This is a genomic window from Cellvibrio chitinivorans (assembly GCF_035117775.1).
GTDB classification, from domain to species: domain Bacteria; phylum Pseudomonadota; class Gammaproteobacteria; order Pseudomonadales; family Cellvibrionaceae; genus Cellvibrio; species Cellvibrio chitinivorans.
Genome location: NZ_JAYKKN010000001.1, coordinates 1,488,843 through 1,513,449, shown reverse-complemented (window position 1 = coordinate 1,513,449; position 24,607 = coordinate 1,488,843). Strand labels below are relative to the sequence as shown.

Here is a 24,607-nt window from a genome sequence, read left to right as displayed (position 1 = left end):
CATCACATAACCGTCACGCATCAGTCATAACCTTGCAGCATCGCCCATCGCAAGGTTGTGATTACCATGCTCAATATTGAACAATCGCTCAGTAACAAATTCCCCGGTTTTACCCAGCAGTCGCCCATAGTGCGCAACTCCACGCTCAGCATTTTGCGCAAGCTGACACACGAAAAAGAAATCAATGCATTTTTGCGCGAGCACGAAGGCAATCGCGGCATCGATTTTATTGACCGGATTTTTGAATATTTTAATTTCAGTTACAGCATTTCCCAGCGCGAGCGCAACAACATTCCATCACAAGGGCGCGTCATTATTATCGCCAATCATCCTATTGGATCACTCGATGGTTTAGCCTTGGTGCGCTTGGTTAGTGAAGTACGCAAAGACGTAAAAATTATCGCTAACGATATGCTGATGGCGTTTGAGCCACTGCACGATTTGTTACTGCCGCTCGACAATATGACGCGCGCCGCTTACAAACAAAGCTACAAAAATATTGTGCAAGCGTTGAATAACGAAGAGGCGATTATTATTTTCCCGGCGGGCGAAGTATCACGCGCTAGCCCAACTGGCATTAAAGACGGCAAATGGCAGGCAGGTTTTTTACACTTCGCGCGTAAAACCAAAGCGCCGCTGCTGCCGATATTTGTATCCGCTAAAAATTCCATGCTGTTTTACAGCGCCTCGATGATTTTCAAACCGCTCGCAACTGCTTTGCTCGCACACGAAATGTTTAACAAACACTCGGCCGAGATTAAATTCCGCGTGGGCGAATTGATTCCACATCACGCGCTGGAATCCGATCAGCTTGCCGACAAAGCACTGATTAAACGTTTGAAAAAACACGTGTATAAAATCGGCAAGGGAATCGCATCCAAAAAAAATCGCACGCCGGTTTTTGTGACCGAAAAAACCATCGCCCACCCGGAAGACCGCGCGGCATTAAAGAAAGAATTAAAAACGGCACAGGTGATTGGCAATACCCGCGACAATCACGTTATTTATTTGTGCGATTACGATCAACACCCCGTAGTGCTGCGTGAAATTGGCCGCTTGCGTGAACAGACTTTCCGCTTGGTAGGCGAAGGCACTGGCAGCCGCCGCGATCTGGATAAGTACGATCACTACTATCGCCACTTGGTGTTGTGGGATGAAGAAAAGCTGTGTATTGCAGGGGCGTATCGTTTGGGTGAATCACACAAATTGATGAAAAAGCGCGGCGCAAAATCGCTCTACACCGCTGAACTGTTTGATTTTAATTCATCGCTCACACCTTATTTGGAACAGGGCTTGGAATTAGGCCGCAGCTTTGTACACCCGGATTACTGGGGCAAAGCCAGTTTGGATTATTTGTGGCAAGGCTTGGGCGCGTATTTATCGCACCATCCGCAAGTGCGCTATGTATTTGGCCCGGTGAGCATGAGCGCACATTATCCAAAAGCGTTGCGCGATTTATTGGTGTTTTATTACGACCGTTATTATTCCATCAAAAATGCCAACGATGAAAGCCTCGCCGAAGGCAAACATTTGCATGAAATCGAAGAGGATGTACTGATCGATTTACAACATCGCTTTGCAAAATTGGATAGCGAACAAGGTTTCAATTTGTTGCAAGACGAATTTAAAAATCACGACTGCAAAATTCCGGTGTTGTTCAAACAATACGCAGGGCTTTACGAAGAAGGCGGCTACAACTTGCTCGCCTTCAGCGTAGATTCTGAATTCGGCAACTGCGTTGATGGACTCTTTATGGGCGATTTGAGCTGTATGAAGGCTGCAAAACGCGCGCGCTATTTGCCCGATGTGCCAACAACTAAAAAGACCGATGCAGAAATCGCAGTGGCTGTGTAAGCCTTATCAAACACAGAGCCTGCGCCTGTAACCACTGACTGCATCATGCTAAGCTCACTACCATTTCATCGAACTGGTAGTGAGCACTATGCATATTCATATTCTCGGCATCTGCGGCACTTTTATGGGCAGCCTCGCCCAACTCGCTAAAGAACTCGGCCACCGCGTCACTGGCAGCGATGCCAATGTCTACCCGCCCATGAGTACACAACTTGAGCAAGCGGGCATTGAGTTAATTCAAGGTTTTGATCCTGCCTATTTGCAGCCACCACATATGCCGACGCCGCCGGATTTGGTGATCATCGGCAATGCCATGAGCCGCGGCAACCCCAGTGTGGAATATGTGCTGGATAGCGGTATGGCCTACACCTCTGGCCCGCAATGGCTGCGCGATCATGTACTGCAAGGCAAATGGGTTTTGGCCGTTGCGGGTACTCACGGGAAAACTACAACCTCATCCATGCTTGCATGGATTCTGCAATACGCAGGTATGGAGCCAGGTTATTTAATTGGCGGCGTTACCAAAAATTTCCCCACCTCTGCACGCTTGGGTGGCACACCATTTTTTGTGGTAGAGGCCGATGAATATGACAGCGCCTTTTTTGATAAGCGCTCCAAATTTGTTCACTACAATGCACGCACGGTGATTTTAAATAATCTGGAATATGACCACGCCGATATTTTCCCCGACCTCGCTGCCATCCAAAAACAATTCCATCATTTAGTGCGCACGGTTCCCAACAACGGCTTATTAATTTCGCCGACGAATGACAAAGCACTCGCCGACGTTATCCAACAAGGCTGCTGGACACCGCAACAACAATTTTCCGTAATCGATAGTGAAAAATCAGCAGAAGAAAATAAAGCCGAGTGGCAAGCGCGGTTAATTAATCCAGACGGCTCTGCATTTGCAGTGCTGCATAATGGCGAAGAAGTTGCACAAATTAATTGGGCACAAACCGGCATTCACAGCGTCAACAACGGTTTGGCCGCAATGATCGCCGCACGTCATGTCGGCGTAACACCTGAACACTCAGCAAAAGCATTGGAGCAATTCGCCGGTGTAAAACGCCGCATGGAATTGCTCGCCGATGTACACAGCATTAGAGTCTACGACGACTTTGCACATCACCCTACCGCGATCAAAACCACCCTCGCCGGTTTGCGCGCAAAAGTGGGCGACGAAAAAATCATCGCCATTATCGAACCCCGCTCCAACACCATGCGCATGGGCGTACACAAAAACGCGCTCAACAAAAGCATCACCGACGCCGACGATGTTCTTTGGTATCAACCAGCCAATGTCGATTGGGCAATGGACGAAGTCGTCAACAAAAGCCCCGTTCCCGCAAAACTGCTGCGCGACCTGGACGAATTAATTCACACTGCTATTTCCATCAGCGAACCTAATACACATATTGTGATTATGAGTAATGGCGGGTTTGGTGGAGTACATCAGAAGTTGGTGGATCAGCTGACTAAGCATGCGCTGTGATATAAAAAATGGCTCTACTTCGGATTTCATTTTTATTATTTTTCGCTTTTATTCTAGGCTGCAATTCGACGCCGAATACAAATCCATTGATTGGGATTTGGGAACGCGACACAGAAAAAACAGCCTATGAACTTTCACAATCAAAAAGCAAGCATCTCAAAGAGTATCAGCTTGTTATTGAGGCTATCCGCTGCGAAGAAACAGGAAGTTGCTTGCGTACCATTTTGGAATACACAGATAGTGAAGTCTTTACGAATCTCTATGATAAAGACGGAGCAAGAATAAGCAGAGAGTCAGCAAATTATCGCCTCATTACTATCAACGGAAAATATACAATCGCAACGGAATACCCAGCCCAAAACATCATCGAAGAGGTGCCCTTAATAACAAAGAACAATCAGCTTTGCTTCGAATTGACCTACAAGGGCTTTACTTGGCGTGAGTATTGGCGCCGCCATAAAGCGCCTATTGATTAGTTGAAATCTACTCTTGAGAGTGAAAACAGCCCAAGCATCGTCCAAAATACACCCATTCCCTTCAATTACCCTCCATCCCCCTATATCATTAACACTTCTGCGAAATCTCGGTCATTACCGTCAAACAGCGCCAAAGAGCCTGTCTTTACCTCTGTATTCCACTTTTCAAGAGAGCTTTTGCCATGAAAATTGCATTAATGAACGAATTCAGCCAAGCATCCAAAAACGCGATTGTGTTGCAACAGCTTAATGATGTCGCCGCCGTACAAAATCACAGCGTATTTAACGTAGGCATGAGCGATGACAATGACCACTATCTGACTTACATCCACTTGGGCGTTATCGCCAGCTTACTGTTGAACTCAAAAGCGGTAGATTTTGTTGTGAGTGGCTGTGGTACCGGCCAAGGCGCGATGATGTCACTCAACGCGCACCCGGGCGTATTCTGCGGCTACTGCATTGAACCAACCGATGCGTACCTGTTTGCACAAGTGAACAACGGCAACGCGCTGGCACTGCCATTTGCCAAAGGTTTTGGTTGGGGCGCCGAATTAAATATTCGCACTATTTTTGAGAAAGCTTTTACTGGCGTACGCGGCCAAGGTTATCCAGCTGAGCGCAAAGAATCGCAAGTGCGCAACGCGGGTATTCTTACCAATGTGAAACTGGCAACTGCAAAAAATTATCTGGATGGCTTGCGCGCGATTGATCCGGAAATCGTAAAGACTGCAGTAACTGGCGAGCGCTTCCAAGCCTGCTTCTTTGAGCACTGCCAAGTAGATGAAATTCGTGCATTTGTAAGTGAAGTATTGGGAAAATAAATCCCTCCCCGCCCTCCCTTTTTCAAAGGGAGGGAGTAACCTTTCTCTAATATAAAGAGAAACAGTAATTCCCCCCTTTGAAAAAGAGGGGCTAGAGGGATTCAAAATCAAATAGCATCTGAGGGCGCAGCAAATGACTCAACTAAAACAACGCACAGTTACTCTCGCTATTACCGGAGCTTCCGGTGCGCAGTATGGTTTACGGTTGTTGCAGTGTTTGCTCGCTGCCGATTGCAAAGTGTTTTTGATGATCTCCAGCGCAGCAGAAGTTGTTATTCGCACTGAAACTGACTTGGACTTACCACGCGATATAGATGAACAACAAGCACTGTTGTGCGACCTCTACGATGCTAATGAAGAACAACTGCAACTACTCGCCAAAGACGATTGGTTTGCCGCAGTCGCATCCGGTTCCAGCTCACCAAGTTCGATGGTAATTTGCCCCGCAAGTGGCGGCACCCTTTCCGCCATCGCACATGGTGCCAGTAATAATTTAATTGAGCGCGCTGCAGATGTTGCATTAAAAGAACGCCGCAAATTAATTGTGGTGCCGCGCGAAACCCCCTACTCCGAAATCCATTTGGAAAACATGCTAAAGCTCACTCAAATGGGCGTGATAGTTTTACCCGCAAGCCCAGGCTTTTATATGCAACCTCAATCAGTAGAAGAGCTTATCGATTTTATTGTGGCGCGTATTCTTGATCAGCTTGGTGTGCCACAAACTTTAATGCCGCGTTGGGGCGAAGATTAATAGCGGGAAAATAAATTAAATATCATGAGCACTTTACCCAAAAAAGTCCGCATCGTTGAGGTCGGCCCACGCGATGGCTTACAAAATGAAAAACAATCCATCCCAACAACAGCAAAAATTCAATTAATTGAAAACCTTGTTGATGCTGGACTGAATTACATTGAAGCTGGCAGCTTTGTAAACCCGAAATGGGTTCCGCAAATGGCCGATAGCAACGAAGTATTTTCCGGTATCACCCGCAAGCCCGGTGTTACTTACGCCGCGCTTACACCCAACTTGCAGGGCTATGAACGCGCTCTCGCAGTAGGTGCAAATGAAGTCGCTATTTTTGCCGCTGCATCTGAAGCCTTTAGCCAGAAAAATATTAATTGCTCGATCAGCGAAAGCATCAAACGTTTTGAAGCACTTATTGAATCGGCAAAACAACAGAACATTCCAGTGCGAGGTTACATTTCCTGCGTACTCGGCTGCCCTTACTCAGGTGCGATTGATACAACGACTGTTGCCAACATCGCCAATGAATTATTTGCGATGGGCTGCTACGAAATTTCTTTGGGCGATACCATCGGTGTAGGCACAGCAGGCCACACTAAAAAATTAATTGAAGCTGTAGCGCGCGATATTCCCATCGGAAAAATTGCTGCGCATATGCATGACACTTACGGACAAGCGCTTGCCAATATCTACGCTGCGCTTGAAATGGGTATAAGCGTTATAGACTCATCCGTAGCTGGCTTAGGCGGCTGCCCTTATGCCGCAGGCGCAACGGGGAATATCGCCACCGAAGATCTCGTCTATTTATTAAATGGCCTTGGTATTGAGCACGGTGTAGATTTGGAAAAATTAATCGCCGCAGGCAATACCATCAGCAATGTATTAGGAAAACCAACCAATTCAAAAGTCGCTAAAGCGATGGGCACATAAATCCCCCTAGCCCCCTTTTTCAAAGGGGGAATTGTTACGCACTTTTTTCAAAGAGAGGAGGCTTACTCCCTCTCTTTGAAAAAGGGAGGGCTGGGGAGGAATTAAAAAAGAGGTCATATGAACAACGAAATCGAACAACAAATAAATTTGCAAACCGCACAGATCCGCTGGCATGAACTACAACGCTTCTTCGCCAGCGGCAACGCCATAGCAGTAGACGCAAGTCTGGATTTAACCCATGTAGCCGCACAAATCGTTGCTGATAACGCCGCGCAAATTAAAGACTGGATGGAAGCAGGTTTAGTCGATGCGGTAAAAGACACTCAAGCTCAACAATGGTACGAACAGGATGCATTGGTGTGGGCAGTAGTGATAAAGCCTTGGGTGTTAGTGCAAGCTAAAAATTAATCAAAAAAAGATCAGGGAACGAGCCACTATAATGATAAAAAATATTTTCACTGCGTTTTTTGTTGCCATAGTTTTATTACTGATAACGGCAGCCATTGTTTATGCTGCTTATTTAACGCCACAGAAGCGAGCTGCCGCTCACCTGGAATACATTCACACATCAATTAGCGAGATGCATCCAGCCATGCTCGAACCAAACGCAACAGCATTCCATTCTTGGCACAAAGATGGATTTCAAAAAGCAAAAGGGTTATTAGCACAGGTAAACTCACAAGCAGATGAAATAGCGCTGATTAATTTTTACTTGGCGGGCTATCAAGACGCGCACTTAAGCGGTCACTTAGATCACATACCCTATCAATCACTTGATCTAAGAAAAGACATTTGGACCGGCTGGTTATTGAAAGCAACCAATAAGGGATATTTCGTTACTTATAGCAAAAACGGAGAAGCTTACCCGCCAGAAAAATCTCATCTTATTAGTTGTGATAACACTGAAATTGATGTGCTCTTACATGAACATTATGCACCCTATATCGATAATCGCTGGCACATTTTAAAAACGCGAGACTCTGCGGCAAAAGCATTAACGCAAGATAGAGCAACTATAGGAGTATTAAATCGACCAGCACTAAAGCAATGTACGTTTGAAATCAATGGCGCTGTCAAAACCTACCCCATCACTTGGCTGGCAATCAGTGAAGATGATGCTTCTACCATTAGCTCACACTACCAGTATCCATATCATCTTCCTTCACTATTTCAACCTGCACCCGATACAGTTTGGATCCGCGCGCGTGATTTTGGTCTATACACACAAGAGGCAGTGAAAAGCCAACAACAATTGCTTCATGATATTTCAGCTGCTTCAAAAGAGAACTCACTAATCATCGTAGATGTCCGAGGTAATAGTGGAGGCAATTCAATAAATGGGACCGATATCATAAGCGCCATATTCAATTACGATGAAAAAGCAAAAGAATATGTCTTCAATGAGTACAATTATAGGCTGCAGGGAGCACAGCCTATTTATCGAGCAAGCTGGCAGCTTTACTGGTCTTATGACTATAGCTATAAAAAAATCATTGCCAATCACGGCAAAGAGTCAGAGTACGCACAATACATGGAAAAGTTTTTGGTTCGCTTAAAAAAAGCCCTCGATGCAGGAGAGCAAAGCCTTCCCCAAAACGAAACACCAATTGAATATAACAGTGGCGATGCACCAACTGATGAATGGAAATCAACGAAAAAACTGCTATTAATTACCGATAAAACTTGTGTTAGCGCCTGCCTCGACTTTGTCGATCTCATTAAACTTTTGCCTAACACCCTGCATCTTGGTGAGCCCACGGAAGCAGATACGGCTTATACCGAAATCGCCTTCATGCAAAGTGAGTACGCCAGAGAAAAATTTAATTTTCTGGTTCCGGTGAAGAAATGGAACAAACGTATGCGCAAAGATAATCAGCCCTATACTCCTGATGTAACTTACGAGGGCGACATGAGTGATGATAAAGCGCTACAGCAATGGGCACTCACACAAGCCAAACAATACTTTGGTTTAACTCAATAAAGGTACATACTCATGCCCACAATTCGCCGCGCTATTGCCAGCGATGCAGACGCCATAAATAAGCTTTATAGCCAATTAACGGCGCTATCTCCTCCTGTTGTATTGGCTAAGCGCATAGATTTTGTTTCAACTACCGACCACACCTACTTACTGGTTTGTGAAAGTGATACCAATGTAATAGCTACCGCACTTGTATGTCTATGTCAGGATGTTATGTATGGTGACCAGCCATTTGCAGTAGTTGAAAATGTTGTTGTGAGTGGGGATTATTTGCGAAAAGGAATCGGGAAGCAGTTGATGGAGTATATTGAAAGCCTCTGTTTGGAAAAAAATTGCAGTAAAATCATGTTACAAACCAATAACAAAAACCACGGAGCAAGAGATTTTTATAGCGCCTTGGGCTACAGCTCGGACGCTAAAGTGGGTTTTATTAAATATCGCCGCCATTTTTCTTAATATTTTTTATCAGTAAGGAATAATTATGAACCTAACCACCTCCGGTGTCGCAGTACGTTTTATTTTCGCGTTGCTGCTCGTACTGCTTAGCTACAACCCCAGCGGTTACTCTTTTTTTCATTGGGCTTATAACAGTTTGGATAACATCACCCCTTATGTGGTGATAGCCGGAATTTTGTTGTTAATTGGCTGGGGGGTTTATGTAAATGCCACAATAAACTCGTTGGGAATGATTGGGGTTATCGCGTTTTCCGCTTTATTTGCCTGTATTGTGTGGCTGTTTATTTATTGGGGATTTTTAAGTGTGTCCAATGTTTCGGCGATGGTATGGGTGATTGAAATTCTGTTGGCGGCATTACTTGCAGTGGGTATGAGTTGGTCGCACCTTACCCGTCGCATGAGTGGGCAAGTGGATGTTGATGAGATTGAAGATCGCTAAAAAAACAAAGCCCCGAGAGCAATTCGGGGCTTTGTTTCGCTAGAATAAATTATCAATGCTCATTAAATAATTTAACATTTCACCCTTCGGCGCGCAGCGCCTAATCCAAACAGACCCAAGCCCAACAATAATAACGTCGATGGCTCAGGCACAAGCGTCCTATCAGTCAATTGAATCGATGTATCAATTCTGAAATTAGATTCTGTTGTATGCCGCTCGGCAAAAAACAAATCAAATGAATAGTCCTCTCCGACAATCAACCCTAAGCTGTCAAGATTGATAGATCTAGTTTCGGCGCTGTGCACACCGCCTATATCTATAACCAATTGATCATCAATAAATACCCACAAATCATCATCACCGGTAAAGGTAAAGGTTTCACCGCCACGATAGGTAAATGCTGAGTTGAGTCTGAAAGTAAAATGATAATTGTGTGCGTAGCCTTCGTTTCCACCTAACAGGCCATCAAGCGGAAAAAAACTGTTGCTGGAGAAAGTATAAACATGCGGATCAGAAGATGCGGAATTATCCAGCGTAATGGTGTAAGGGATTTCCCCAAAATGATCGGTACCATCTGCATACCAATCTGCAAAATTCTCGGCGTTTGATAAGGAGGTGCCGCCGTCATATACCGGCGTACCATCCGGGCCGAGGGTTGGCTCCACCAAACCGGTCACTGTGCCGCAGCACCAGTTTTGAAAATCGGCATGGAGTTGACTGATATCACGCAAGATTCCGGTGAGATCAATTGTTAATGCATTAGCCGATGCCGTGAAACCTAAAGTCGCAATAAACACACTGGTTTTGATAAGTTGCCGCATGACACTCTCCCTACATCCTTCAATGAGATGAGTAACAGACAACCAAAAAGCAAATCATATACCAATTATAAATTCGTCTTAAAAATCAAACGCTCAATTAACTGGCATAAAAGCACGACATACATCCATGTAAAAAAGTCTGACGCGACTTATATCGCTAAATTGTTAGTATTTAGAGGTTTATGCTCTATTAATCATTATGTGTAATTAAATACTGTTTAATGTCATCCACTTGTGGCTGCTTATAGAGCCACTCTTTAAAATCACGCGCCCTATCAAACACATCCTCTCCCAATAATTTTTCATAACGATCATTGATCGAGTTTTCCTGCCGCTGCTTACGAATGTTTCGCTGCCATGCATCGGTAAAAATTTTTGGCAATTTACCGTGTAAATCCAGTCGCTTTAACAGCTGCCATTCGCCTTGATCCAACCAGGCTTCATCGCAGGATGGGCACAAATCCAATTTGTGGTTTGACTCGGGGCCTATCTGGTATTTGAGCATCAACCGACTGCACTTAGGGCAAGAATGTACAGATTCCGATTCCTTCACTTCCATTGCATCTTCGACTTCATTCGCTACTGCCTTATCAGCATAGCGATCATGCCAAAAACGATAATTGATTAACGAAACCAAAGTCCCCTGACACACAGGGCAACCAGCAACAATTAATCCCGGCTCTAATTCCTGTGGTTCCAGCTGAACATTTTTACAATTGCTGCAGTACATTCAAACTCCTAATAAACCTGATTAAAACGAAAGGGATAGAGCTATTTAAAATCTTGCCACAAACGCTCGAATTCAGCCAAATAAGCGGTGACGAGTTTGGGTTCATCGGTCACCAAAATATTTTCCTGATTATATTCAGTAGCTGAGCGAGTCCAATTAAAACTGCCGTTTACAAGTATACGTTTGTCGATAATCGCAAATTTGTGGTGCATATGATTTTCACTGGCATCCATGCGTACCGGCACCCCAGCATCGATCAAACGATGAATATCACTTCCCTGATCCAACGCCTTGTCATCATCGGTAATGATGCGGACACTTATGCCGCGGTTATAAACTTCGATAATAGCTTCGGCCAGGCGATCATCGGAAATAGTGAATACGCTAACATCCAGCGATTCACGCACACCAACTAACAAATCCAATAATTTTCTGCGGCAATTTTCGCCCGGGCTGAAATGTGCCTCGGCAATAGAAGAGTTCTCGGCCTGACGAAAATTATCGATTGTCTTGCTTAGCTTTTCCAACCAGAGCAAAGTCGCTATAGCGTTTTCACCACCGCTTTGAATGGGTTCGCGTGCCAGTTGAAAAGCTTTGTTGCGCGCAAAAGCAATATCATCATTAACCAAACAAGGCAAAATTTCACGCAGCTCAAGCACCTCTGATTGGCTTAATTTAAAGTCGTCCAAACTCGCGATCAACCATTGCTCTAATTCTTGCTGCCGCATAAAAATCCTTACCTTTTATTTTTAAATAGCCGGTGCTGTACAAATGCGCAAGCCACACCGGAAATTGCACCAAACAAATGTGATTCAAACGAAATTCGCGGATCAGCCGGCAAGACTCCCCAAAGCATTCCGCCATAAAAGAATATAACAACCAGCGCGATCACAATATTAATAAAGCGGCGATCAAACCAAGCAGTTGCAATCGTCAGGCTCCACAATCCAAAAATCCAGCCACTGGCACCAATATGCAAAGCGCTACGCCCAAAACACCACACCAACAATCCGGTTAATGTGATTATGAAAAAGCTGCTCCACAAATAACGTCGCAATGAATGAAAAAATAACAGACCGCTGAAAATAAAAAAACCAAATAGATTGCTGAGCAGATGAAACACACTGCCATGCAAAAAGGGGGCAGTGTAAATCCAAGGCAGCGAGTCTAACTGCCTTGGAACAAGACCAAATTGATACAGCCAGCCATGAAAAACCCAGTTAAATACCTGAGCCGCAATCATCAGCCCTGCAAACAAAAACAACCAACGAAGTTTAGAAGATAAACGCCGCATCAGGGTGAATCAGTTGCAGGTGGAGGCGCTTTGGGCTTTCTAGTAACTGCCAGCTCTTGTTGCAGGGTTTTAATTTGCAAAGATACCTCTTCAATTTTTTCGTGATTGCGCAAATCAATATCCAGTTTTTTATCCATATTGCGCACCAGCGGCAAAATGGCACCCTCCAGGGTTTTTGCTAACACGCCAAGCACCTTATCCAAATCCGGTAATGGTTGATTAACCACTTCTACGTTGGGTGCAGCTGGCGGAACCAGTTTTTCCAAACGCTGTAGCGATTCATTTACCAAATGAACAAGTGCAGAGTTTTGGTTTGTAACCGAATTATCTGCTTCCGGTTTTTTACTGGCAGCGCTGGCAATTTTTTGCACACCTTCCGCAACATCCGCCAACTGCACTACCAGTTTTTGACCGGTATCTGCTGAATCACCGCCCATAGCTTTATTGCGCAAGAAATCTTTTTTGATTTGTTCCCAGCGCGTTGTTTGCTCAGTGGTCATATTGCCACGCAATTCGGCCAGCTTAAGCAAGTTGCTCTCCGCACCGGTGGTAAGCATTTGTGCTTCACCTAAATAGTGATCGGCAATCATTTGCATGAGTTCAGCATCATTCATTACCGCTGAGACTTTTTCAGTCATCTTATTCATATTGCGATAACTACCCTGCAATTTGAAGGATGGCTCCAAGCGGAATTTATCGTCTTGCGCGGCTGAGGCTATGTATTGCTGGTTAATTTTCAAAATCACTTTCTGGATTTCAAATAATTTTTTTAACACGCCAACAATTTCATTTACTTCTGCGCCCGAGTAAGTGTGACTTAAATCAGTGGTGGCAACCTGCTCACCTTTGCTCATGGCGATAAATTTATACACATCCTGCATATCGCGCAGCGCCAGAGGAGCAAGTACAGCATTGGATGTCAGCGAGTTTTCGATATAACTCAACGCAAACTGTTCTTCCATGCCGCCAAGGATATCACCGAGGTTATAAATATCCGCACGGTTGGCAAGCATATCCGGCACTTTGAATGCTTCGCCAGATTCGGTGTAAGGGTTACCCGCCATACACACGCAGAATTTTTTTCCGCGCATATCATAGGTTTTGGTTTTTCCTTGCCACACACCTTCAATGCGACGAGTACCATCGCAAAGCGAGATAAATTTTTGCAAAAATTCCGCATTGGTGTGCTGAATATCATCGAGATAGAGCATCACATTGTTGCCCATCTCCAACGCCAGATTAAGTTTGATCAACTCCTGCCGCGCGGTGGCATTGGGTGCTTGCGCCGGGTCAAGCGATAACACATCGTGACCGAGTGATGGGCAATTGATTTTCATAAAAATCAAACCCAATCGATTCGCCACATATTCCATTAATGTGGTTTTGCCGTAACCGGGTGGCGAGATCATCATCAACATACCCATTAAATCGGTACGTTTATTTGCGCCCAGTGCGCCCATTTGTTTGGCGAGGTTATCGCCAATAATTGGCAAGTAGGATTCATTAATTAAACGGTTGCGCACAAATGAGCTGAGTGGTTTTGCCTTGAATTCATTCAAGCGCAGGCTACTTCGCTCCTGCTCAATAATTTGCTGGCGTACCTGCAAGTAGCGCTGATATTGCGGCACAACTTCATAGCGATGATGCGCGAGCCGCTGCACAAACTCGTCCACCGCAAAGGCCAGAGAACGATTCTGAATGCGCGGGTGCTCGCCGAGCAATCCGGATATTGTTAGCTCCAATTCAACTTCGGTATAGCGGCGATCCAAACGTTGATCAGTTTTTAAAACCGCTACAGCTTCAGGAATATAATGTTGCAAATGATCCAGCTGCTGATCTTTAATCAGCGCTTGCAACCAGGCAGCAGTTAAATTCCAACGCTCCGCCGGCCAACCTTGCATTTTGGCCAATACGTCTTGATAGTGGCGCCAGCTTTTATCATCCAATGATTGCTTAAACGCATCGACTAACGCCACAGCGTATTTGCTGGTAATAAATTCGGTGCGCTCACGCGCAAGCTCTTCCACCAAATATTCTACTGCGCGACGAATATCCAATGCAGTTACAACCAAGGGGTGCGACTCAATAAATTCGCTCAGCGTTTCGGTGATCTCTACAACCAACAAATTGATTGCATCCAGACTGCCAAACAGTTGCTGCATTTTTTTGGCAGTTATAGCGCGATCAGTCCATGTTTCAAAAGAAAGGTTACCTTTCTGGTTTTTTGACTTGAGTGAAAATTCATTGATGTTCGCCCAAAAAACTTGCGCCAAGGCACGGGCTAATGGATCAAACTTAAGTAAATCTACTGAATCCAATGCCGGAACCAAGGCTTTTAAAATAAGTACAGCGTCCTGATCATGAATCCCTTTTTGATAACCCTCTTTATAGCGAGCAGAACTGAAATCGCGCACTATTTTTGCGAGCTTTTCATCACTTAGTAAGGCTTCATGCAAAAGATCATGAGTTAAACCATCGGTTTGTTGTTCGGCTGCATCAATAATCAACGCAGCTAAATATTCCGCACGATACACCTGCGGCGTTTCCGACTCCAAACTGACTGACCAGTAATCTTTTAATTCCAGCAATTCAGTTTGGGTAACCGGTGCGTAGTAATCAGTACCCGACAAATGGAAACTGAGCGCGCCTTCGCGCGGAATAATCGTTAAATCCAGCTCTTGGGTATTTACACTGAATTTGTGTTTACCCAGTTTGATAACATTGCCGCCCTCTTCAAAAATATCGCTCTTATCGCGCAATGCACGCAGCGCTTGACCTTTAATGGCCTTAAAGCGCGCATCCAAATCATCCGCTTTAACCGCGTTATCAAGAGCTTTTAATTGCGCAACTAAATCTGCAACTTTCAGCACCAAGGCATCGGATGCAAAATAGGTATTGAGTTCATCTAGTGCACTTATGGAGAGCGAGCGTTTTTCAATACTGGCGAGAATACGCGCCGCTGCATCGGTAATGCTTTGAGCTTTTTTCTGGCGCTCATCCAGCAACCGCTGCTTGTGCTCCTGGAAACTTTCATACAGTTCCTCGCGTTTGGCCATAATGTCCGCAAGGAATTGATCGTATTCGCTAAACTGGCCTTCCAGCTCTTCCAGTCGCACCAGAGACTTGGACAATTGTTCATCGCATTTTTCTGGCGTAGTTGATAAACCCAAAGCATGGGCAATGCTTTGCGAGAACAATTTAAACTGCGCGCCAAATTGTGCAACCGCCTCGGCGGAGCCGAAATTCTTTTGTTTGTGTTTAGCGTTAGCGCGGCTTTGATTGAGTTTGGCGTAGACTTCGGAAATGGAATCAACAATGCGGGTGCGCAGAGTGGCATCGTCCACTTTTAGCGTGGCCATTAATTCCGATAACAAATCCAGACCCGCGGCGGTTTTCTCAATCGTTTCAATCACTGGCGCAATAGCCGCTGTGGTTTCTACTTTTTCAATTTGCGAATTTAATTCATCCAACTTGGTGAGATAAGGTGTAAGCGATTTTTCATCAGCCAGAAAAGTTACCGTTTGTTCACTCAAGCTAGTGTTGGATTCCAACAACTGTGTATCAAGTTGCTCAATACGTGCCTGATCGATATAACGATACTCTTTAATAGTGGCGAGCTGACCGCGCTGTTTGCGCAAGCGGCTTAAGGCATCCACATACTCTTCTGCTGAATTCCAATTATCTGGCTGCAATGAGCTCAGAATATCGGATTGAGCCTGTTCCGCTTCCTGCATCGCTTTGGCTGATTGCTGACGAATAGATTCTACTTTTTCAAATTCATCAATCACCAATTCCGCCGTAGCGGAAATATCTTTCAGCACCGCAGCAATTGGTTGAACATCAGTTTCACTCAGCCAATAAAAGGTATCGAATACTTTACGCGCAGCCAGACTCAACTCTTCATAGAGCCGTACCGATACCGCCTGATTATTGATAATGCGCCCAATACTGTAAAAATCAGAAATGCCGCGCACCAATTCATTGTTACCAATGCGGCCATAAAAATTCTGGCGCGCAGGAGCTTTGCTGGCGAACTCGGCACTCACATAAGGTGTTTCCCAAATTTGCATGGGGTGCACGCGGGTCGGCTCAGCCTCTGCAGAAAAAATAACAATTTCGCCATTATCAGCAAGCGCGTAACCACTTCCAAAAATAGGATTCTGTAATTTCTTTTCGATGATGTTATAGGCAAGCAAAGAAACAATGCCAAGCGCTGGCTCATAAAACACATAAAGTACATCCTCACCATTGGGAGAACGAATCATGCGCTTGAAACGGAATGCACTATTGTCGCCGTCAAAGGTTTTATATTCGCCCGTGTTAAGGTAATAACCACCCGGGAAAATAATGCCGTGACTCTCAGGCAACTGCACACAGCTTTGGCCGATTTGATCAATACGCAACACACTTTGTGTAAGCGTGTTGTAAATCAAATAACGAAACTCTTCTTCGCGATAGGGGCGAATTTTAAGCAATACCAGATTGCCAACGTCGGCGTAAAAAACGCTGGCATCGTCAAGCGACTGGGTTTTATCCTCTACTTCTTCGCGATAAATTCCCAAACCATCTTCGGTATTATTTTCGATTTTTATGGTGAGATCGCCACCGACCGTCTCCACAAATACTTTATCGAGAATATTCAAATGCGGATGACGACCATGAACAGCGTTTTCGCGGGTAGCGGAAACCCATTCAAAATCAAAGGCAGGCGGCAACTGAATGTCACGCTCGCCGCGGTTATCTATGTACTTTACAGTTTTCCCATCGGGCGACAATGACCAGCGAAACACGCGAATATCATCCAACCGCTCACCAATCTGGAAGCCAGCTAATAATTTTCCATTATTGATCGTTAGCTCAACAATGCGCGTGTCTTTGTAATAGCGATAAAGCTCGTCAAAATCATTAACAAAGCTTTGTTCAGCCAAAAAAGTTCCAGCAAAGGCAACCGACTCCAGCTCTGCACCTGCTTCCGTATCTTTTTTAATGAACAGTGAAAATACATCTTCCACTTTGGTTTCTTTTTTCAAACCAAGAAAGACGTTGTAGCCGAACAACAGGTATTCACCCACCTGTACTATATCGCGGGGGATACAATTATTTTCCGTGCGCACACGCACGCGCGCAGTTGCCACCATAGCTGAACTGCCAAACTCAGCAAGGCGCGCATCATTCAGCTCACGGACTTTTTGATTGAGCAACTGCCCTTGGTCGAGCAAACGCTTGCGAATAATTTCATAAGCGCCGCCCTCAGCGACGGCTTTATCGACAATATTTTCTGCAGCGGTGTCGGTATTTTGCGACATGGTTTTTTCCTTTTCACCTTCAACCAAAACCTTCTCGTGATCTCCCCTATAAATAAGGAGAGATCACACGATGGAATTAACCAATAACTTCAACGTCTTCCGCTTTTTCTTTCACTGATGTGCTGGCAACAGGTGCGCTAGCTGCTGGCTTAGTAACAAAGCGATCCAACACTGCCTGAATCACGCCACTCTTACCTGCAAGGCCGTCGATAGCTTTCCCAATCGATAATGACTTGGCGAAGTTATCGAAGAATTGCGCTTCGCCACCAACGATATCGATATGCGCTTTCTGCAAGGCAATGGCCAAAATCTCCGCATTTTCTTTGGCGATTTCTTTACCTGCCGCAATACTTGCGAGCGTTTCTTTCAACGAAGTTTCCAAGCCCATACGGAACTCTTCATGTGAACGCGCGCTTTCGCTCATCGCATTCATAGCTTCAAACTTCTCGGTTAAACCGTCCGCCTCAGCTTTAAATTGTTCGCGGGTAACATCAGCACCAGCCAAACCTACTTCTTTCTTCGCTGTCGCTTCTGAGGTTCCTTTGGTTGCAATTACATCGGCTTCAGCATGACCTTTCGCGGTAATCACTTCCGCTTCCGCTTTACCAGCTTCAGCATTAGCAGTGCCTTTCGCGCGAATCACACTTGCTTCAGCAACACCTTCTTTTTCCAGCGCAGTTGCTTTGGCTTCTTGTACTTTTGCATCTGCAAGACCAGGCGCTGCACGCTCGGCTTGAATACCTTCGGCCATTTTTTTCATGGCTTCCGCTTCTTTGGCTGAAGCTTCCAATTTGGCTTGCGCGATAGTCATGATTTCGCTGGCTTTGTGTTTGGCCGAAAGCTCTTCTGCTTCTGCTGCTTTAACTTGCTTCACTTTTTCTTCTTCAGCAGCGGCTTCTGCTGCCAATACTTGTACTTGTTTCTTACGATCTGCATCGGAAACTTCGCGCACTTCTTTAATACGCTCCTCTTCAATCGCAACGGTTTTATCTACCACCACACGCTCGCGAATCACATTGGCAATTTCTTTCTTCTGCAATTCAATCGCTTTTTCTGCCTCGATGGTTTGCAATTCCACTTCGCGCTTGCGTGCAACCACTTCCAGATCGCGCGCACGGGTAACTTTTTCTTGCTCGATTGCTACTGCACGCAAACGATTTTGCTCGGCCACTTCAATTTCGCGTTTCTGATTTTCAGTTTGCACCGATAAATCCTGCGCAACTTGAATCGCTGTCTGTTCGTATTTGCGGCGCTCTTCTTCCTGCACTTTTTTGGTTTCAGCTTCTTCACGCGCTTGAATAGAGGCTATCTCACGCTTTTGACGCGCTTCGGCATCCGCTTGTTGGCGCTCCAGCGCCAACATCGCCTCGGTGGTTTCTACGTTCTTTTTCTTGATCGCCAACTCTTCGTCGCGCTCCAGCATATTGGTGCGTACGTTTTGCGCAGCGGTCAACTCGGTAATTTTGCGAATACCTTCAGCATCCAAGATATTGCTTGGATCAAGTGATGATTTTGGTGTTTGTTCGATATAGTCAATCGCCACATCTTCCAGTACATACCCATTGAGATCATTACCAATTACCTCGATGATTTTTTCGCGGAATTCCAAACGGTTTTCAAACAACTGAATAAAGTCAATTTGCTTGCCTACTGTTTTTAAGGCTTCGGAGAATTTTGCGGCAAACAAAAGATCAACTGCATCTTTATCTGATGCACGCTCAGCGCCAATCGCTTTAGCTACACGCAGTACATCTTGCGGCGTCTCGTTTACACGCAAATAGAAGGCAACGGTGATATCCGCGCGCATGTTGTCTTTGCAGATCAAACCATCGCGTCCGCGACGGTCAACATCGAGGGTAATTAATGAAATGTTCATTAATTCTTTTTTATGGATGATGGGCCACACCAAAGCACCGGTAAAATGCACCTTAGGAGTTGAACTCATATCGTTAACAATTAACGCTGTACCCTGCGCAACCTTGTTATAAAACGCATTAAACAATCCCGCCAAACCTAATAGCGCCAAAAATAAAACTCCAATCACTGTTAGCACTGGTGTGGCCATAGCTGCTTCAAATGCTGTTTCAAACATTGTCTTACTCCTTCTACCCATTAATAGTTAACAATTATTCGTTAGACTTGCCTAAAAACTCTGCTTCCGATATCACCCGATAATGATGCTGCTCGGGAACATACTCCAACAATATAACTCTATCACCGCGCACAAACACCTTATCGCCAAAGGAGCGAGCGAAGAGAATCAAGCCTGCGCCGCCATCATCAAAATTTACTTCACCAAATTGCGCATCGACTCGCGATGACCTCACTACCGCAACCTGCCCAAGAATTTTTTTCTCAATATGCTGGTCAGCTTTGGTAAACAGCTTACGCAAAGGTTTGATAATTTGCGCAGTCATCAACACCCCAACATAAAACGAGAAAATCAGAATAGGAATACCTGCAAGGTATCTGAGCCAGTTATAACCCAATAAAAAACTTTCAAAATAACTCAAATAATAACAAGTAAACCAACCGACAAGAGCAATCAGCGTAATAACGATAGTGACAGGAACACCATTGAGACCCAGTCGCAAAAGAATACCTGAGAAAGTTTCTGCAAAAGTATGTTCCGCATGCGAATGCAACTGCCCATCCAAATCTGGACCATCTACATCCAACAACTCGATATCAACCAATCCAAAACTGGCAAATAGCCAATATAGAAGAGCCAGCCCCAGCCAGAAAGTAAAAAAAACCGTGGGAAAGCTCACAATGGTCAGTAAAAATTCGTTCATTGTGTTTGCAAGCTCCTTTCAAAAACACCTGCAGATTAGATACAGCTGCTGAGCAAAAAAATATGAAGAACTCAAATAGCCGCTGTCTTTAGCCACTTATTAGTCAGTGGCTTTTTTATTTTTAATGCGCGCAAGAATATCTTCCGCTGATGCACCATCAGTCGTTATTCCTGCAGCCTCCAGCTTGGCTTTAAGCGAGTCATCACTGCCAGTTTTTGCCATTTCATCAGCGGCTTTGATTTGTGCATCTTTTAATGCCTGACGCTCTTTAATGCGCTCCAGTGATTCCATAGCAGTGCGCATTTTCGAATCTGAACCGCTATGACGCTCAGCAACCGCTGCCTGTGCGCGCTGTACATTTTCAGTGGCTTTTACCGTATCTACTTGCTGCTTCAAACGTTTGATATTTTTTTCGGCCTGATCAATCGCTGCGCGCAATTTAGCAACACTCTGCGCAAAACCATCAGATGCTTCTTTTTCAGATGTCAGACTATTTTCAAACTCCGCAATACGACCCGCCACTTCCAGTGCGAGTTTTTCATCGCCCTTCTCAAGCGCTTTTGCGGCGTAGCCTTCATGCTCTTCGATATTTTTTTGCAGTTGCTTACATTTTTCTTCAGCAAGCTTTTGGCGTGCCATAATTTCCGCAAGGCTGTCTTTGGAACGCTTCAACTCTTCGCCCGCATCGCGCACTTCTTGATCCAGAATACGCAGCGCCTGGCTATCGACAATTGACTCGCCCGCTTCATTCACACCACCGCGCAGGGCGGTAATCATTTTCGACCAGATATTCATAGGGTTTTACCTCGTCTATAACCGCAATTTAAAAAATAGTTAACTTAAAAAATCCGCATAAGCTTCGGTTGCCTGAATGACATTGGAAGCCAGAATTTCGATTTCAAATAACACATCCTGCAAGCTCGACGCTGAGCTGAGTGCACCAAACATGTGGTAGCGATCTTCGCCATCAATCTTGTCCAGACTAATGGTCGATAACGGAAAATATTTATGCGTGCGTAACACGGTTTCATTAAACAGCGCAGGGTCAGTCACTTCTGACAGCGACCAAAGTGTTGCCTCCACAACAACCTGCTCACCCGACACAGTGACAAACAGTGGCAGATCGCCGTATTCATACATGGTGAGATGCAGAGCGGGCGCCACACCTTCGATTAGCTCAACATCCGCACGCTTGCTGGAAAACAATTCCGCTTTGATGAGCGCGTCATAAAGGCTGGTGGTGGTCCAACGGTTAACAACATCGGTCATTCGACTATCTCCTTTCACTGGCATAAACCCACGGGACACAAGCTGTTTAGCAGAAACCCGCAACTCGGCCTCATAAAGCGTAAGACGGCGCGCATTCTCCGGGAGAATCCACACTTCTTTTTTCACGAACCCCTGTTCCCTGAGCCGGTTACGGTATTCGCGCTGATAATGTGCTGATGATTTTTTCTGCATGAACGAACACTAATTCATCACATGTAATAATTCAAATATTACATGTAATAAAAACTTAATTTGATCAGAAGAAGAAAGATGAGGAAAAACAGCGACTTAAAAGCAGAAAAAAGAAAAACCCCGTTTTTTGATAACCAAAAGACGGGGTTTTAATATTTGATCAATCAGGAAAAATTCTAACCAAGCAACTCCAATCATCAAGTGTGGCTATACATCTCCCAGGTTTCCTGTTTTTTCTTCTCGCTTTTTCGCAACAAAATATAAGTCGCCCCGACCCAACCATGCCGCTTTTGCGCAGAGTGGAACGCCATCACCTCATTTAACTGCGGCAACCAGTGGGCAACACAGCTTTTTAGCTGCGCCGGCTGTTCGCGCCCTTCCCCCTTGCCGTGGGTGATAAGCGCGCAGCGAATATCGTTCGCCATACAATCATTTACAAACTGGAACACCGCATTGCGCGCCTGATCGACAGTCATATTGTGCAAATCCAGGCGCGCATCTATCTGGTACTTACCCATACGCAAGCTGCGGTATACACCATTTTGCACCCCATCGCGTTTGAACTCGATCACCGCCAGCGGGTCAAGCGGCTCGATGTATTCGCCCGACAGAAAGTTTTTATCTTTCTCTAACTCCGCCGTTGCCGCTTTGCGCCGCTTTTCCAAGCTGGTTTTGTCGTGATGAGGCGATGCAAGATCGACCTTTTCTTCGACTTTGATGGGTTTTACCCCCTGCATTTGGGAGAGGAAGAAGTCGGAATCGGAATCTTTGGACATAACAGCAGCGCCTTACAGTGAATCGATAACTTAAAACCAAGGCAAATTGTAAATCAAACCTCGCAGTCATCACAAAAAGCTTGCCCACACAGGATTACAGATGTAATCTAAAAATAGTGATTACATCTGTAATCACACAATACAATGGAGTTGTTTATGGATACAAATGAACTACAGCTTTCAGACAGCGAGTGGGCGTTGATGAAAATCCTGTGGGATAAAGCACCAGCCAGCGCCAATCAAATTGCAGAGCTCACCCCTCAATGGCACCTGAAAACCGTACGCACCATGTTAATCCGCCTGCAAAAGAAAGGCGCAATTACCCATGAGTTGGTTGATGGCATCCAACATTTTCAGCCTGTTTATGAGCGCGATTATTGTGAATCCAGCGCAACCCAATCATTTATGCAACGGGTGTTCGACGGAGCTTTAACGCCGATGATTGCTCACTTCACCCGCCAACAAAAATTAACGGATGAAGAAAAGAAAGCACTCATCGCACTATTGCAAGACAACAGCGAGCAAACCAATAAAAATCAGGGAGAACAATAATGGACGCATTAATGGAAGGATTAAATGCGTTTACAGCATGGTTATTATTGACCTCAGTTAAATCTGTATTTCTGATAGCATTGATATTGCTGATTCAGTATCGACTGAAAAAATACTTATCGGCCAAAGCGCGCCATAGCATTTGGCTGAGTTTATTAATTTGCTTATGCATTCCTGTCGGTTGGAATCTATCGTTTGATCAACAACACTTCACTTTTCCAACGAACACACCAGTAGAGAAAAGTACCGAGACAGAACAACTCTCTAACCAAATCACCTCAATAGAAAACAATACAACGACACAACCAGATGCTTCGACCACGATTGAATTTCAGCCAACAAATGAATCTATCGAAACGACTATACATCATCACAGCATATTCAGTTTTGTTTGGCTTTCAGGGCTTTGTTTTTTTATTTTAGTCACTGCATGGCAAGTGCGGCATTTTAATTTGATTTTACGAAAAGCAACACAAGCCTCTCCACAACAACACGCGCAACTGGAAAGCTATAAAAAAACACTGAAAGTAAACCAAAAAATTGCCCTGGTTTATTCAGATCAAATAACCTGCCCTCTAACACTAGGACTGATCAAATCAACAATTGTGTTGCCAATGGATATAGAGCGACAACTTTCCTCCGAAGAATTAAAGCTCGTATTCCTGCACGAACTTACACACATCCAACGCAAAGACATCCTGTGGAATTGGATTGCACACTGCATCACTCTATTGCATTGGTTTAACCCACTGATTTGGATTGCCAACAAACGTATAAGAGCCGATATGGAAATGGCCTGTGATGAAGAACTACTCGCTCAACTCTCTGCAACTGACAGGCATGAATACGGCATGACGCTAATTAAAGTCAGTCAATTTGTTTCAAGACCTCAAGCTTTCTCAAATAGTTTGGGAATTTTGGAAAATCACCGCGAACTTAAAAATCGACTAATAATGATTAAGGAATACACCACTATGAATCTGAAGAAATCACTTGTTTTTGGTTTAGTAATGAGCACTTTTACGCTTGTCGCATTAGCTCAACCCAAGACAAACCCAAATACACAGCTGGGCAACACAGATAAAACAGCCGGCAACTTTATGACCCTGGCAGAATTTGCACAGCACGCAGAAAAAGATTTGAAAACTCAAATTCTGATTGGTCAGCAATACGCCAATTTTTCAATTCCCGTCAATCTTTCCACTAAATCACTTGATTATGGGATGTTGTTAAGCCAGCTAAAAATCAATGAATTTACAGCCTACAAAACCAGCGGTTATATTCAAATTATTCCTGCTAGTGACGCTCGCTGGTTGGCAATTCCGACTGTAGAAAAAGGTAAAACCTATTTTGACGATGAATATGTTACTGACTCAATCAAGCTGGAAAAAGCTTGTGCAGGAAGCGTACTCGCCTCGTTAAGACCATTAGTGCCTAAATACGGTCATTTAACCGCAATGGAAAGCGCAAACACACTAATCATCTCAGACTTTTTCAGTAATATTGTTCGCCTGAAAGCGATGATTAAAACACTCGAAGACAACACACCAACTAAAGTTGATTGTTCAAACAGAAGCATTTCTGCCAAAAAATTACCGATTCAACCTGGAGAAAAGAAATAACATAATTGCAGAAAGCGAAAAGGCCACCCTTATGAGGCGGCCTTTTGGTTTTG

At 44.7% G+C, this 24,607-nt stretch carries 22 protein-coding genes; 12 read left to right on the top strand and 10 right to left on the bottom strand.

Features of this window, described 5'->3' with window-relative positions; translation table 11 throughout:
• Positions 1 to 66 precede the first annotated feature (66 nt).
• The 10 genes from olsF (at position 67) to SPL68_RS06335 (ending at position 9,197) form a co-directional block, all read left to right on the top strand.
• On the top strand, positions 67 to 1,854 hold the full coding sequence (gene olsF, locus SPL68_RS06380; RefSeq protein WP_323814243.1) for a bifunctional ornithine lipid synthase OlsF: 1,788 nt from the start codon (positions 67 to 69) through the stop codon (positions 1,852 to 1,854).
• 88 nt (positions 1,855 to 1,942) lie between these two features.
• Positions 1,943 to 3,349, top strand: coding sequence for a UDP-N-acetylmuramate:L-alanyl-gamma-D-glutamyl-meso-diaminopimelate ligase (mpl, locus tag SPL68_RS06375; protein ID WP_323814242.1), 1,407 nt, complete (start codon positions 1,943 to 1,945; stop codon positions 3,347 to 3,349).
• An 8-nt stretch (positions 3,350 to 3,357) separates the two neighbouring features.
• Entirely contained in the window at positions 3,358 to 3,825 is a 468-nt protein-coding gene (locus SPL68_RS06370; RefSeq protein ID WP_323814241.1) for a hypothetical protein, read from the top strand.
• Positions 3,826 to 4,007: 182 nt separating this feature from the next.
• Positions 4,008 to 4,646, top strand: a complete 639-nt coding sequence (locus SPL68_RS06365) for an RpiB/LacA/LacB family sugar-phosphate isomerase (RefSeq protein ID WP_323814240.1) — start codon at positions 4,008 to 4,010, stop codon at positions 4,644 to 4,646.
• A gap of 133 nt (positions 4,647 to 4,779) precedes the next feature.
• Complete coding sequence (locus SPL68_RS06360; protein WP_323814239.1) at positions 4,780 to 5,397, top strand: flavin prenyltransferase UbiX; 618 nt, start codon at positions 4,780 to 4,782, stop codon at positions 5,395 to 5,397.
• Between the two features lie 24 nt (positions 5,398 to 5,421).
• Positions 5,422 to 6,321: a hydroxymethylglutaryl-CoA lyase gene (locus SPL68_RS06355; RefSeq protein ID WP_323814238.1), complete on the top strand. Its 900-nt coding sequence runs from the start codon at positions 5,422 to 5,424 to the stop codon at positions 6,319 to 6,321.
• Between the two features lie 117 nt (positions 6,322 to 6,438).
• Positions 6,439 to 6,729: a DUF2288 domain-containing protein gene (locus SPL68_RS06350; protein ID WP_323814237.1), complete on the top strand. Its 291-nt coding sequence runs from the start codon at positions 6,439 to 6,441 to the stop codon at positions 6,727 to 6,729.
• Positions 6,730 to 6,760: 31 nt separating this feature from the next.
• Positions 6,761 to 8,302 (top strand): S41 family peptidase, encoded by a 1,542-nt coding sequence (locus tag SPL68_RS06345; RefSeq protein ID WP_323814236.1) that lies wholly within the window; start codon positions 6,761 to 6,763, stop codon positions 8,300 to 8,302.
• Between the two features lie 12 nt (positions 8,303 to 8,314).
• Positions 8,315 to 8,758, top strand: coding sequence for a GNAT family N-acetyltransferase (locus SPL68_RS06340; protein ID WP_323814235.1), 444 nt, complete (start codon positions 8,315 to 8,317; stop codon positions 8,756 to 8,758).
• 25 nt (positions 8,759 to 8,783) lie between these two features.
• On the top strand, positions 8,784 to 9,197 hold the full coding sequence (locus tag SPL68_RS06335; protein WP_323814234.1) for a DUF6524 family protein: 414 nt from the start codon (positions 8,784 to 8,786) through the stop codon (positions 9,195 to 9,197).
• A 71-nt stretch (positions 9,198 to 9,268) separates the two neighbouring features.
• Here SPL68_RS06335 and SPL68_RS06330 read toward each other — a convergent pair whose 3' ends face one another.
• The 10 genes from SPL68_RS06330 to smrA all read right to left on the bottom strand — a co-directional run bounded on the left by SPL68_RS06330 (position 9,269) and on the right by smrA (position 22,380).
• Complete coding sequence (locus tag SPL68_RS06330; protein WP_323814233.1) at positions 9,269 to 10,018, bottom strand: fibro-slime domain-containing protein; 750 nt, start codon at positions 10,016 to 10,018, stop codon at positions 9,269 to 9,271.
• Between the two features lie 190 nt (positions 10,019 to 10,208).
• Positions 10,209 to 10,748: a TFIIB-type zinc ribbon-containing protein gene (locus tag SPL68_RS06325; protein ID WP_323814232.1), complete on the bottom strand. Its 540-nt coding sequence runs from the start codon at positions 10,746 to 10,748 to the stop codon at positions 10,209 to 10,211.
• Between the two features lie 41 nt (positions 10,749 to 10,789).
• Entirely contained in the window at positions 10,790 to 11,476 is a 687-nt protein-coding gene (locus tag SPL68_RS06320; protein ID WP_323814231.1) for a phospholipase D-like domain-containing protein, read from the bottom strand.
• Between the two features lie 8 nt (positions 11,477 to 11,484).
• A complete protein-coding gene (locus SPL68_RS06315) occupies positions 11,485 to 11,991 on the bottom strand; it encodes a rhomboid family intramembrane serine protease (RefSeq protein ID WP_323814230.1) in 507 nt (168 codons plus the stop codon).
• A 50-nt stretch (positions 11,992 to 12,041) separates the two neighbouring features.
• Positions 12,042 to 17,348: a DNA repair ATPase gene (locus tag SPL68_RS06310; RefSeq protein WP_323814229.1), complete on the bottom strand. Its 5,307-nt coding sequence runs from the start codon at positions 17,346 to 17,348 to the stop codon at positions 12,042 to 12,044.
• Between the two features lie 76 nt (positions 17,349 to 17,424).
• A complete protein-coding gene (locus tag SPL68_RS06305; RefSeq protein ID WP_323814228.1) occupies positions 17,425 to 19,440 on the bottom strand; it encodes a hypothetical protein in 2,016 nt (671 codons plus the stop codon).
• 34 nt (positions 19,441 to 19,474) lie between these two features.
• Positions 19,475 to 20,143: a DUF1449 domain-containing protein gene (locus SPL68_RS06300; protein ID WP_323814227.1), complete on the bottom strand. Its 669-nt coding sequence runs from the start codon at positions 20,141 to 20,143 to the stop codon at positions 19,475 to 19,477.
• A gap of 99 nt (positions 20,144 to 20,242) precedes the next feature.
• A complete protein-coding gene (locus SPL68_RS06295; RefSeq protein WP_323814226.1) occupies positions 20,243 to 20,938 on the bottom strand; it encodes a PspA/IM30 family protein in 696 nt (231 codons plus the stop codon).
• 39 nt (positions 20,939 to 20,977) lie between these two features.
• The gene (locus tag SPL68_RS06290; protein WP_323814225.1) at positions 20,978 to 21,412 is read right to left on the bottom strand and encodes a YjfI family protein; all 435 of its coding nucleotides are present in this window, start codon (positions 21,410 to 21,412) and stop codon (positions 20,978 to 20,980) included.
• A gap of 389 nt (positions 21,413 to 21,801) precedes the next feature.
• The gene (smrA, locus tag SPL68_RS06285) at positions 21,802 to 22,380 is read right to left on the bottom strand and encodes a DNA endonuclease SmrA (protein WP_323814224.1); all 579 of its coding nucleotides are present in this window, start codon (positions 22,378 to 22,380) and stop codon (positions 21,802 to 21,804) included.
• Between the two features lie 156 nt (positions 22,381 to 22,536).
• Here smrA and SPL68_RS06280 point away from each other — a divergent pair, with 156 nt between their 5' ends.
• Both SPL68_RS06280 and SPL68_RS06275 read left to right on the top strand, forming a co-directional pair.
• Positions 22,537 to 22,932, top strand: coding sequence for a BlaI/MecI/CopY family transcriptional regulator (locus SPL68_RS06280; protein ID WP_323814223.1), 396 nt, complete (start codon positions 22,537 to 22,539; stop codon positions 22,930 to 22,932).
• Positions 22,932 to 24,554, top strand: a complete 1,623-nt coding sequence (locus SPL68_RS06275; RefSeq protein WP_323814222.1) for a M56 family metallopeptidase — start codon at positions 22,932 to 22,934, stop codon at positions 24,552 to 24,554. The genes SPL68_RS06280 and SPL68_RS06275 overlap by 1 nt, the downstream gene beginning before the upstream one ends.
• The last annotated feature ends 53 nt before the right edge of the window (positions 24,555 to 24,607 follow it).